12 protein-coding genes are annotated in these 12,578 nt (G+C 43.5%); 2 read left to right on the top strand and 10 right to left on the bottom strand.

Annotated elements, in window-relative coordinates; all coding sequences use genetic code 11:
• Positions 1-5: 5 nt before the first annotated feature.
• The 10 genes from W04_RS17600 to W04_RS17555 all read right to left on the bottom strand — a co-directional run bounded on the left by W04_RS17600 (position 6) and on the right by W04_RS17555 (position 9,034).
• The gene (locus W04_RS17600; protein WP_053911785.1) at positions 6-1,358 is read right to left on the bottom strand and encodes a S49 family peptidase; all 1,353 of its coding nucleotides are present in this window, start codon (positions 1,356-1,358) and stop codon (positions 6-8) included.
• Complete coding sequence (locus W04_RS17595) at positions 1,336-2,928, bottom strand: phage portal protein (RefSeq protein ID WP_053911784.1); 1,593 nt, start codon at positions 2,926-2,928, stop codon at positions 1,336-1,338. Before W04_RS17595 ends, W04_RS17600 begins: the two co-directional genes overlap by 23 nt.
• Positions 2,918-3,142 carry a gpW family head-tail joining protein gene (gpW, locus tag W04_RS17590; protein ID WP_053911783.1) on the bottom strand — a complete coding sequence of 75 codons (225 nt, stop codon included), beginning with the start codon at positions 3,140-3,142 and terminating at the stop codon, positions 2,918-2,920. The genes W04_RS17595 and gpW overlap by 11 nt, the downstream gene beginning before the upstream one ends.
• Positions 3,139-5,082 carry a terminase gpA endonuclease subunit gene (locus W04_RS17585; RefSeq protein ID WP_197275982.1) on the bottom strand — a complete coding sequence of 648 codons (1,944 nt, stop codon included), beginning with the start codon at positions 5,080-5,082 and terminating at the stop codon, positions 3,139-3,141. The genes gpW and W04_RS17585 overlap by 4 nt, the downstream gene beginning before the upstream one ends.
• Complete coding sequence (locus W04_RS17580; RefSeq protein ID WP_053911781.1) at positions 4,985-5,554, bottom strand: hypothetical protein; 570 nt, start codon at positions 5,552-5,554, stop codon at positions 4,985-4,987. The genes W04_RS17585 and W04_RS17580 overlap by 98 nt, the downstream gene beginning before the upstream one ends.
• A 187-nt stretch (positions 5,555-5,741) precedes the next feature.
• Positions 5,742-5,996 carry an HP1 family phage holin gene (locus W04_RS19255; protein WP_373432709.1) on the bottom strand — a complete coding sequence of 85 codons (255 nt, stop codon included), beginning with the start codon at positions 5,994-5,996 and terminating at the stop codon, positions 5,742-5,744.
• Positions 5,997-6,107: 111 nt separating this feature from the next.
• Positions 6,108-6,626 (bottom strand): hypothetical protein, encoded by a 519-nt coding sequence (locus tag W04_RS17570; protein WP_053911779.1) that lies wholly within the window; start codon positions 6,624-6,626, stop codon positions 6,108-6,110.
• The gene (locus tag W04_RS17565; RefSeq protein WP_231658197.1) at positions 6,604-7,158 is read right to left on the bottom strand and encodes a lysozyme; all 555 of its coding nucleotides are present in this window, start codon (positions 7,156-7,158) and stop codon (positions 6,604-6,606) included. Before W04_RS17565 ends, W04_RS17570 begins: the two co-directional genes overlap by 23 nt.
• Before the next feature lie 77 nt (positions 7,159-7,235).
• Positions 7,236-8,072 (bottom strand): hypothetical protein, encoded by an 837-nt coding sequence (locus W04_RS17560; protein ID WP_053911778.1) that lies wholly within the window; start codon positions 8,070-8,072, stop codon positions 7,236-7,238.
• A gap of 98 nt (positions 8,073-8,170) precedes the next feature.
• Entirely contained in the window at positions 8,171-9,034 is an 864-nt protein-coding gene (locus W04_RS17555; protein ID WP_053911777.1) for a DUF3883 domain-containing protein, read from the bottom strand.
• Between the two features lie 240 nt (positions 9,035-9,274).
• Here W04_RS17555 and W04_RS17550 point away from each other — a divergent pair, with 240 nt between their 5' ends.
• Complete coding sequence (locus tag W04_RS17550; protein ID WP_053911776.1) at positions 9,275-9,868, top strand: hypothetical protein; 594 nt, start codon at positions 9,275-9,277, stop codon at positions 9,866-9,868.
• Positions 9,865-12,441 carry a P-loop NTPase fold protein gene (locus W04_RS17545; protein ID WP_053911775.1) on the top strand — a complete coding sequence of 859 codons (2,577 nt, stop codon included), beginning with the start codon at positions 9,865-9,867 and terminating at the stop codon, positions 12,439-12,441. Before W04_RS17550 ends, W04_RS17545 begins: the two co-directional genes overlap by 4 nt.
• Positions 12,442-12,578 lie beyond the last annotated feature (137 nt).

Below are 12,578 nucleotides of genomic sequence, written 5' to 3'. Positions count from 1 at the left end.
GCTAATTACTTGGTGCCGGTTACAGCATCGTAGTCATTTAAAAGCGCTTGTTCTTGCAGCTCATCATCTGAAAGTTCGCCTGCATCACCTGATGCCTGCAGGCCCACATTTTCGCCTTTCATGGCCACTTCTAGCTGTTCACCAATTGCGTTGCTGTCAGCGCTTAAAGTGGTTGCTTCGACAGGCGAGGCGGATAGCATCCCTTTAGCTTCATCCACTGACATTTCAGTGCTAAAGGCCAAGTGAGTAGCCAGCTGCTTGCGGCCTGCTGACTCTTCACACCCCAGGATATCTTTGCAACGAGCCCGCTCCTGCTCTGCCCCTTCTGCTCGAGCCTGATCAATGTCCGCCTGACTAAACGAGGTTGTGGCTGATTGTTGTTTGTCAGCTTTATTGGCAGCACTCGCCGCCGGTTTTGAGGTTGTTTCTGAGGTCGCCATAGACGCTCCTTTGATTGAGTTGCTATTGATAACGTCACGCAAAAGCGGTACGGCTTCTGCACCATTTACAAGTTTGTTGGCAAAGCCAACATCGATGGCCTCTTGGCCTGTGAATACTCGGGCTTCGGTATCAAGCACTGCTTGTTTACTGATACCAATATGATCAGCGACCAGGGCCGCAAATTTGTTGCGACTTTCATCAAGTCGACTTTGAATGTCAGTGCGCACTTGCTCGCCTAACTTTTCGTATGGGTTGCCATCCACTTTGTGCTTGCCAGAGTGCAGCAACGTAATTTCAATGCCCTCATTCTCTAAATGCCCTTCAAATGATGTGTGGGCAATCACGACACCAACACTGCCGGCACGACCACTTTGTGTGATCCAGCGCTCCGAGCAGGCAGATCCTATCGCCATCGCGGCGCTGTTCATGCTGTCATAACACAGCCCATAGATAGGTTTGATATCACGCATCTTGCGAATGGCTGCAGCGCAATCAAAACAGCCCGCTGCTTCGCCGCCAGGCGAATCAATATCGAGCATGACGGCTTTGACCGATTCGTCAGCCATAGCCCCTTTCAAACACGCCAAAACGCCGTCATAGCCAGTCGAGCCGCTGAATGGTTTTAAATGGCCAAACTTATGCACTAGCGTGCCGCTAACCGGTATCAAGGCGATTCCATCTACGACTTGATAAGGTCGGCGACGCTCAGAGCTTGGCCCCTCAAAGCTCGATACTGTTTCTTTCATTTCATCGGTGTTTAGCACCGTGCCATCAGTGTCGACCAAGCGGCCCACATTGGCCCGTAACCCCAACGCAGAAAAGAATGTGCGGGCGTAGCCTGGTTCGACTAGCTGCGCCTCGTTACAGACACGACTTAAAATGTGCATTCGGTTATTAGTTTGGGGCGGATTTTGCATTGTTGTTAGCCTCTTCATTGTTTTCATCGGTAAACCCTGCAGCAAGCACCCAACTTGGCGGCGGCAAGCCGCGCGCTTTACGTTCTTGTACTTCTCGTTGCTGCTGCTCAAAGAGCTCTATGTAGTCCTCACCCATTAAGGCTGCTTCTTTCTCATAAGTGGATAAGCCGCCCTCAATGCGCAAAATGGCTTCTTTTACTTCCTTGAGTCCGTCAATGCTCAATCGACCGGCACCAATCCACTCGCAACGTGTCCATGCTTCACGGCGTTCATAAAATGAATAACGAGATTTCGGTGCTACCAGGTAGCCACGGTGCAATGCTTCTTCTAGCCAGTTGGCGAACACCAAACTAGCGAAACGTGACGCAATAACCTTGCGCTTGCCCATGGTGTAACGGAATGACTCATTGACACTGGCGCGCCCTGAGCTGTAATTGACCTTTGACCAATCGCGTGCGATTTGTTCGTAGCTTAAGCCAAAGCCTGCAGCTAAAAAGCGTAAAATGGATGATTCTAGATGCGTAAATCCGTTATCGGCATTGGCGGAATGCAACAACTTAAGCGACTCACCCGGGATTAAGTGCGGGATTCGAGTGCCACCCATTCGTATGTTCGCGGCATTGTGGTATTCGCCCATATAGGTCATCCACTTTTGCATTTGCTCTGCACCGCCCTCACCCGAAATCAACTGAAAGGCCTGCTCTGAATCAAGCTCACTTTCAATAACAGCGGCATACATGGCATTGACAATCGCGTTTTGGAGCTTGTGATTTTGCAACGATGATAAGCTTTGCATCTGCTCCATCATGCTCATCAACAGATTAGCGCCGCGAGTTTGCCCTGGCTCTAGCGGTTCAAAAACATGAATAAACTTAGGTCGGCCCCAACGTGTCTCTCTGTTAACGTAACGCCATTTGCCGCTGAACCGGTCTAGCTCGCCGTAGTCCGAATAACTATCCTCTTTGATGTAAGCGCCAACAGCTGCACCATAGCGATCACGCTTTATGCCTTGTCGTAAACGAGCGCTATTAATGACACCTTGCGGATTGCTAACGCGCTTAGGGGATATCAGCTGAATTGCTGTTTTGAACATAGCGCCTGGGCGAGATATCCAATCACTGATACCCATAGCCTCACCATGATGGCAATGACCGCCAGCCACCGCGCGCACGAGCATTGTAAAAGTGCGCTTTCGTTCAGCATCGATGTAACAATAAGGCGATTCAGCGTATTCTATAAAAGCCTGCTCGGCTTCTTTCATAAACTCTCGCGCTGCCTTTTCTTCCATACCAAGCACTTTGTAATTAAGCTTATAGCTTGGTCGAAATAAGCTACCTACAACGTTATCGATGTGCATTTGCACACCGCCATGAGCTATCGCATTATTTCGCACCAAGTCATCAGCGCGGGCGTTGCCCATATCAATATTGGGTAACAGCGCGGCATCCGCTGACTGCACCGGTGGCGTCCAGGCTCGCATTTGCCCTCCGAAACCGCTTGAACCGCCGCGATAGCCACAATACTCTCGTAACGGATCGCCATTGAGTGCTACTAATCCACTATCGTTCAAGAATCACCCCCATTGGGCCTCGGCGGCGAGAGGTGTTGCCGTGAATCTCGCGCTCTAGCTCCATGATGTAGCTTTTTAGCTCTTGCTTATTCGCTTGAGAAAACTGAGTCTGTCGTCCATTTCGGGCAAACGACACCACTTGCTGCCCAGTCATGAGCGCATGATAGGCATCTTTCGCTTCTTGAAGTTGAATCGCTAATATCTCTTTACTCATCGGGCACCTAATTGCTTGCCGAGCTCCGCGAAACTCGACGAGGTTTGTTTAACTTCTGTTTGGCTGTTGTGTTTGGATAAATTCAGGCCGAATTTTTCGATTGAAACTTGCAAAGCCCCATCGGCGTAGTTTGAGCAGTCCAGAGCCTCGTTTCTGCGCCCTTCATTGTCATAAACAAATCGCGTTCCCTGGGCGGTCTTTTTAGGTTTGCGAACCTCTGAAACTAACTGCTTACATACGTCCTTCGAACAAATCTCATCATCCAGCGGTAAATGGATTGCTCGGGGTTCATTCAGTGGCACTTCTAAATCTGCATAAAATTGGTCTTTACCTGTGTCGGTACCAATTTGAATGATGTATGTGCCGTGCTTTTTATTTATCCCCGTCGGCATAGTCATCAATGGTTGGTCATAACTACTTGAACCGCGACATGGGATAAACCGCAGTAGGCCAATACGTTTTGAGAGTTTGTAGACCACATCGGCGCGGTGGCCGGCTAAGTCCCATAAAATCCGACTAATACCCATTTGGGAGCCGTTTTCATGTGTGTATGTTTTACGACAGAACTCCGCAACTGCATCTTGTACTTCTTGGTCGCGGGGGTCGCCCATACAGATAAAACGGTCTATTAGGTATTTTCTGCGGTCTGCTGTGTATCCCCAGGCATAAGCTTCCATTCGATTATCTTGGGTGTCGCCACCCACCGTGATATACACCACATCTTTAGGCACTCGGGCCTTGTATGTCTCACGCCTATCGAGTAAATCTTTGTAAGGTTTACGTTTGGTGTTTTGTGGTTGCCAGTGCAAGCCTAATGTTAAGTTCCAAAATGCTTGGAGCTTGTCAGCATCGCCTTTGATATCAAGCCACTCACGAACTAACTCTATCCAACCCTCAGTCAGGTTGAGTGAGTAAAGCGCTGATACCTTTATACCGACTCGGCGAGGGGCTTTAACTCGAGTATTAGCCTCGTTAAAAAACGAAAGCCCATCCTCTGTCCAAATGCCTGTTTTTTCACATATCCAGCGCCCCGCTTCCTCCATTTTTGTGAGAGAGCGATAGTAAATCTTTCCTTTCTCATCGCTTTGCTGACACTCAGCATTGCGGCATAGGTAGTGCGCTGTTTGTGCCTTATCTTCATCACTGTTCTGTGACGTGTCCCACTTCATCCCGTATGTAGAGTCTTTATCGCCCCACTCTAGGATTTGTCGATGGCCACAGTGTGGACAGGGAATGTGGAAGCTAAAAACACAGTCTGCCTCGTTAATTAGGCGCTCGATTACATCGCCAGTAAACGTAACGGTCGAGCCAAATAGCGCTTTACCAAAGCTTGCGCCCTGGATACGTTTTAATAGCGATTTAACATTGTCACCTTCACCACTGTTGATCTTCCACGATGACATTTCATCGCCGATCACCACCTGCTTGGTCATGGCTCGAAAGTTATTCGGGGACTCAGCGCCAAGTATGTCGAACGAAAAGCCCGTGCATACTTTCTTTTTTACGGTGTTGTTTTCGTTGTTAATGCTCCAATCAGGGAAAACCTCTTGGATAGCAGGCACAACAGGCAAAAGAGGGTTTACCTCGTCGAGCGTAAACTTTTTGGCCAGAGGGTCAGTGGGTTGATATATCGCCGCGCTGCGTTTTTTGTGGACTCCTAAGTACCACATAGCAGCACAGAGCATTTTGGTATAACCAAAGCGCGTGGGTTTTTGCAGCGTAAACGTGCCTATAGCGTCATTGCCCATCATGTTGAGCAATGCTTTTTGCACAGGTTGAGTTGTCCAGCGCCCTGGTATCTGGCTCGAGCCCTCGGGCAGATAAAAGTTACTGTCCGCCCATTCAACAGCTGTTTGAGGGATCTGCGTCTTGAGTGGACTCAGCCCCCTCGTAACCGCCTGCATAATCGCTTGCATTGAAGCTTGAGAGATCTGGTTCAATGCTGGCCACCTCATTTCGACTTACAGCGATAATGTTTTTAACTTCGTCGAGTTCTTCTTGCGATATGTCGGGACGAGCCTTTTTTAAACGAGGCAATAGAGAATCAATATTGTTAGCGATGGCTACGCTGACTTGCTCAAGTGTTCGGGTGATCACTTCAATCGGAGCAAAGCGACCTTCCTTAACTTCAAGGTCAACTTCTTTGTGCTTAATATCAATTTCGGCTTTCCGGATTTTGACCCTCATTTCCGCTAGTTTTAGCTCTTTTTCGTCGTCCGCTGGTTCTTCAAGTGCGGGATCAGGCCTGGCTCTGCATTTACTGTCTAAATATTCGATGCGCCACAGCACAACTTGGCGAATGTCATAACCCCCCGCGCCCTTTGATTTTGGGAAACCTGGGGTTTTAGACCAACTGCGAATTGTCCGATCTGACACGTTGAAATATTCAGCAACTTGTTTCTGCGTGGCCATGAAAAATCACTCAATTCAACATCGAAAAATCCCTTCTTTTTGAGTTTAAAAAGATCGGAAGCGGAAAATACGATCAAAAGATGGTCTTTAAGAACGCGCGAAGGCCCGTGTGTTTTCTACCCACATTACATGGCCCCCTCTCAGAAAGGACCCAAACGAGTTCACCACAACCAGCCAGAAAAAATTTCTACTTATCACCTTCTGACTTAGTAAAAACACGATCCTTTTTCAATGCTTCCATTCTGTGAGCATGATATTCACTGTCTTGGGTGGACCTTTTTTGATCTCTTAGGTCCTTGCGTCTTTGGTAATAGGCGTTGACTAGGAATGTTAGAGCGGCAAATACGATACTGAGCACCAAGACTACTTCGTTCAAACTTAACGCACCTCCCGCTGCAGTAACCGCACTAGCCGAATAGCTGGCAGCTGAAGTTCTATCCATAGCCATTAGTTTTCACCTGCTTTTAGATTCCATTGTCTGGCATCCGATAACTGCTGGTTGCATGCGCTCAGCGATGCCTCCAGGGCAACAACATATTGGGACTGAGATGCGTTATCTGTAATCACGTGTTTCTCCATCGTGCATGGACTTAGCAACTGCTTCGGAATTCTCACGAAGACGTATTTGGTTTTCGTGACCGTTTTTATTGCAGGCTCCAAGTTCTGCGTGGTCGTACATGCTGACAACAGGTGCAGGAACACAATTATTAGCCCACTCATTAATAGCTTTATCATTAGATTGCCTCATGTCGCCTAACTCAGCCCTGGCTTCAGCTAGCTCAGCTTCAATGCTTTTTATGCGCTGCTTTTGCCTGTGCTGAATATTACTTAACTTCTCACGCTCATCAATCAACCGATTATTACTGCTGCTGGCCTCATGTAAGCTCGCTTCCAAATAGGTTACTTCCAGCTGTTTTTGCTCAAAGTTCTTCTTCATCTGTTGAATGCGGTATTGCTCACTTTCCAGCTCCTCTTCTGTCAGTCCATGCAAGTAAAATTGCCCTAGCATCGCAAATAAAAGTACCGCGATTATTATCCTGTCGAAACTACTAAAGATTGTTTGAAACACCATTCACTCCCTTTAAGCAGAGCTGCCTTTCATGGTCTCTGCGGTCAATCAGCCCGTTAAGCTTACGACCACCAGCATAAATCCAACGCTGAAGCTCGTTACAAGCTCGCACACGGTGACCTGAATTAAGCAACTTCAACAAACTACTTCGACGGAAATTCCCAGCACCAACGTTATAGTGGAATGATAGATAGGCGATGTGTTCACCTCGAGAGAGTGGTACAGAAACAACTTGCATCAATTGCTGATTATGCTCTTCCAAGTCCTCGGCGAGTAATTCTAGGCATTCGGCATCAGTATAAACTTTACCAACTTCAGCCAGACGGGTATGCCCATAACACGAAGTAACAACACCAACTGGGTCAACATACCCAACAATCTCCTTTCCCTCATATCGAGCAATTGTTATACCTGTACCCGCGACAACACCCGATAAGCCCAAAGCAATAAGTCGAGCCTTATTCATTTTTCCTCCAGGCACAAAAAAGCCCAGCTGAAATTTAAAGGCTGGGCTTTTTTCAAATAATAGACACAAAAAAACCGCCTCTCCGGGGCGGTAATCATCAGCTTAGTACAGTAATCCTAGCTTAGTTCTATAATAAAAAATATTGGTTACTTGTCAAGGTCATCAGTATTAGCTTCCATAGGATAGAAATAATCCAACTTATCAATGTGTTCTTCTATTTGCTTTAAAAGCTCTTCTATCGCGCATAGTTCAGTCTTTGGGACTACAACCTTTCCTTCTCTCTGACTGTTGATTAACGTGTCAAGTGTCTCCAGTTTTACGACTATATTTGGGTGCGTTTGTTTTTTTAGCGTTTCAATAAAAGGTGAGTTTTCTTTTTGAACTTTGCCTGACAATCGGATTGTTTGAACTAGAGATTCGACTTTCTTCGAGTTCTCCCTTAACTCCACATTCTGCTTCTCTGACGACTTTTTAAGATCTTCGTAATAGCTTAATATCTGATCTTTCTCGTTAGTTGCTTGTTTAAAAAGTGCATGGGTATTTTCATACCTTGATTGGCTATCCTTAAGTGATTCTGAAAGCATCTGGTTTTCTTCGTTTTGTTCTTTGTTTCTCCTTTTAGCCTCCGAAAGTTGAATTTCCACGAAATTTAGCTCCTCCTGTGGAACCATTTCTTTCCAGCCCCAATCACTAAGCTTTTTATTTGCTGTGTTCTCGGCCCATCTTTTAAGAATTTCTACAACTGAGTTTACCCATGGCAAAATAAGAATCAAAGCACAGGATACCCAGAGCGGATCTGTCCAATTCCACTGGAACTTATTCGAGAATTGCTCCAACTTCAGGCCTGCTGATAAAGGCTCCATTAAAAGCCACAATATTGCCTTCCAATTCCAACCACAGAAAACCCAAAAGTAGGTAAACATAAAAGGATTAGATAAGCGTTCCTTAAATATATCAAGAAGTGTGTGATCCTGTTGATTCATTAATTTAACCAATTGTAGATAAGATAAAAATTAGTAATGGCCAAGCGAAATGCTAACCAGCATTAACTACCTGATGTCATATATAGTGAGGAATCCTACTATTTTACGCATGCTTTGTAGCTTTCAGGGGTTAATTCACTATGGTCACCGACCGCACCCTGTAACTTAAAGACTCCCGCTTCACAAGCTTTATTGTTAATGCTGTGAACTCTATAAACCCAATAGCTATCTTGGTGAGCCTTGGAGACTTCGACTTCATTAGAAGATATATAATAAGGGGTCTCTTTTGGGCCTTTGGTCGTTTTGACTTCTATAAACTTCTCTTTTCCATCTACATCGAATGACTTTATGTCGTAACCGGCTGCTGGATCTGTCTCTGCTACGTACTCAACAGCCCTTGCTAATTTGCTCTTACCCTGTTCCTCTAAGTACCTTTTTTCATTTTCTAACACTAACTTTTCACCAGCGGCGCCAAGAGCACGATTGCTTTTTTCACGCTCTTGCCAATCAACATTAGTACCTTTCCTTTTAGCTACTGAGGTTCCACGCCGCTCAAGTTTTGGTGGTTCTGTGTTTATTAGGTGAAACCCAGAAAAGTCTAAACTTTCCTCTTCGCTTTCTACCTTTTCGACAATCTGGAAATTTAGATTTTTAAAAATTTTGAAGCATTCACTGCCCAAACCTCCGACAAAATGCTTTGGTTTTACCTCAGCTCCTAAATGATGCGATAGGGCTAAGCCGAATATAGCTTTTGGAGGAAAGGCTCTCCCGTTAACCAAAACGTTATACTTCTTGGAGTCTTTGAAATCGAAATGATTGGGGTCATTGTTTTTGTATACATCTACAGCCCACTCTATATCCGAAGCTTGAAGGCCACCAGCTACAGACATTAACTTTGATATTCTACCCGTCGATTCGTTGAGTAGAATATTACCCGTTTTGGATGTTTTTAAAAAAGACATCTTCAGCTCCCTCTGCAGTTCTCGTAAATGGTTTGAGATGAATATCGAGTTAAAATCCCAGCCTACACTTCAGTACTGATAGAAAGCAAGTATACTGGCCAGATGGTTACAACTTCTAAGTCACTGATTTAGTGCTTATATAAACATAGTTGATAGTCGATAAAGTTTGCTCGAGGTTTGTTATTTTGAGATGCTTCGCCAATAAGTACTTTTAAAAACTAGCTCAAATAAGGATATGCCGTGATCGACAAGGTGTTAAGCTATTTATCAACTGGTCAATACTGGCTGGCTTCTACCATACTTGTTTTGTCCATAATTGTTAACTTAGAGAAAATTTCATCTATTCTTGAAACACATAAAACAAAACGGCTACTTTTTTTGAAAGAAGCAGTGGCTGATGATGCGCTCCCAGATAATCTAAAGTCACATTTACATGATGAAGTCTCTATGGAGTATTTCTACCGCATTCACGGTGTGCGCATGGACAAATTTAAAAGAGATCTTGTTTTAGATGCCTACAATCATTCGCGCGGAGAGATCACTTTTGGGCAGTTTGTTAAAGCTAATGGACACTTAAAAGTCGAGAATGGGAAATTAAAGGTTCGCCTAAACAGTTTTGATAAGTTCTTCTTTTGGTATAACGCTATAGCTGGTAGCTTTCTTATGTTCTCAGGCGCTCTATTATTGGCTTTGATTTATGGCGTTACAGAAATTTTAGAGCTATTTACCGGCATGATTGCTGGAACTATGTTCGTGATGTCTGGAATTTTTGTCATCTCTCAAGTTTTTCCTATCTTATCCGCTAAGAAAATAGAAAAAAATCTAAGAAAATGAACATCTCTAAACCTTCAAAGCGCCAATTAACAAGTATTACTCTTTACACTGCAATATCATTATTGCTTTTTGTAATTTTTGGCTCGATAGACAATGCTGTAGAGCTCTATAAACAATACCTACTTTATTTTAACCAACTCCCCTTCCTCGCTCAGAATGCTCTAGTTCTCCTTGCCGGAGCTATAATAGGCCAAATTCTGATATCCACTGGCTCTTATTACTTTGATGTGGATATAAGTGGTTTAAAAGTAGAAGGGCAAAAAGGTTGGTCGGTTGTTAGGGCTTCGACTCTCTTAGTTACTATCATTTTTATTGTTAGATACCAACTAGATAAAACAGATTGGCTAGAGACGACTACTAACTTAGCGTTTGTATTAACACTTCTCTATCTAGGTATTTGTATAGGAAAATTTAATGAACGTTTCCAATGGCTCTTTAAATATCTAAGAGCTTTAATTCAGCACCCATCCTATACACACAAACATAGCAAGTATAAGAGAAGCATTGATTCAAGCACTGAAACGCCAATCACGTCTGTACTTGACGACAAGTTTCAGAGGGAGCCGATAGCAAATAATCTTATGGAGAAACTCATTGGTCACAATGGAGCAACGGGAGAGCTTCGCAGGATAGCCTTAGTCGGTGGTTTCGGAGCTGGCAAAACGAGTACTCTAAATTTGCTACAGGAAAAACTTGGCAAAAGAAACGAACTTTCCTCTGAAAATTGGGTTTGTGTAAGTTTTGACGCTTGGGGTAAAGCAGACAATACAGCTAATATACAGGGCTTACTTCTTCAAGATGTGGTTTCTGAACTGAGTAAACACATTGAAACTTCAAGCGTACAAAACTTACCTGAGCAGTATTTACATGCATTCAAGGATATTCACCACTCGACTAAAATAATATCGTATTTCCTTAGCTCCGAATCGTCACCAGCGACACAATTAGCCCGCTTGGATTCCTTGCTTCGCGAAAGCAATCTTAAGGTGTGCATCTTTATAGAGGATATGGATAGAAATAACGACATTGCTGCTGCCGTGAACTCTTTAGGACCACTTCTCGACAACTTGAAATCATTGATGAATTTGAGCTTCATATTTACCATTGGATATGGAGAAAAGGCGAATGAGATTATTTCTAGAGTAACAGACTACAAGTTAGAGTTGCCTGCGCTCGACTTTAAGGAACAGCTGAAGAGATTGACGGCTACATTGAGGAGCCCAGAAATAACTCTATTCTATGAAGCAAATAACCACTCTTGGGGACTGCCCAATAGACAGCAATTTAAACAGAGTCCCATTCCGACTGTCTTTATTAACGATATTTTCGCATACGCATCATCACTGATCTCATCAGCCAGAGATTACGCAACTATTGAGCGAACCATGAGGACAAAATGGCATGAACTAAAAGGGGAGTTAAACTACGATGACTTATTGCTCCTAACTATCCTAGAAGTATCTGCCCCAATAGCACATGAATTTATATGCAATAACATTGAATGCCTAATAAAAGGTAACCATGAAGATGAAGCAGACTTAGACACTCTATGGGAAGGCTTAGAAGTAGAGAGCAATGGACTTAATAGAATAAAATTAAAAAAAATAGTCGAATACATTTTCCCTCAATGGTCTGATACTAACTCCACAGAAAGCACTCTTAGGCTTCAGTCTGTGGCACGCTCCGGGTTAAAAAACTATTGGAAAATATACCTAACCCCAGGCTATTTGAATGATTTAGAGTTCAGTGACCAAGCTCTATTTTCTAGGATGTTAGATTTCCAGAGCAAAAAGGTCGATGCCAATATTGATTCATTCATAGACAGGATGGTCGGAGACCCTAGTTTCGTAAGTCATGTAGGACATATTCAAAGCGCAAAAAGTAGTTTTTTCACTTCCGAATTTTGGCCAGAAGTTCTTGCTTTTGCTCAGAAGAAATCAGAATTTCCACTAAAACTGATGGATTCTACAGGTACTCAGGGTAATAACTCATTAGATGTAGCAACCTCTTTAATCCTAATAGTAAGCTTTATAAACTTTAAATATAGTTCTTTATCAGCTCATGTTGAATGGGCCTTCGAAAACTCATTTACATATTTAATGATTCTTTTTGAAAGAACAAAAAATAAAAAGACAGTCAAAGAAGTACTCAAGGCGGAAGTAGAGAAAATTTTTATTTCGAACACCATCAACAAACAAAAGGTGGCCTTCATATTCGAAGATGCCAATAGAGCTGCATGCTTTTTAGAAATAGTCCGACCTAGTCTGCTAAATAAAAACACAGAAGAATATGAGAAAAACATCGCATTACACAAAGCTTTGATTAAATTACTAAATGTTCCAAGAAATAAATTTCGTTTAGAAATATATGAAACATTACTAAGAAAGCCAGCGGTGGGAGAGCGGAGCGATTTTACCAGTCAAAGCTATACAGTTTTGGACCGTGAAGCTTACTCTTTGTTAAATAATCGCCAAAAGAAACGGCTAGACAAATTAATACTATATAACGCTCCTCAATCACAATTTACGAATATTTACCATCAATTCAAAAGAAGTCAGGCGCATAAATCATAAAATAGCATAAGGATAATTATTTAAGCCCAGATTAAAGTTTTAACAGTAAATCTAAGTCACCAGACCTTATCTTTATCCAGCACAACCTTTTTCGATTTGTTAGGATCTGGCAGTGGAAAACGGATAACCCTTAAAGG

Origin of the sequence: Pseudoalteromonas sp. SW0106-04 (genome assembly GCF_001293805.1) — a bacterium.
In the GTDB taxonomy this organism is placed as follows: Bacteria; Pseudomonadota; Gammaproteobacteria; order Enterobacterales; family Alteromonadaceae; genus Pseudoalteromonas; species Pseudoalteromonas ruthenica.
This window is presented reverse-complemented; position numbering and strand designations above follow the sequence as displayed.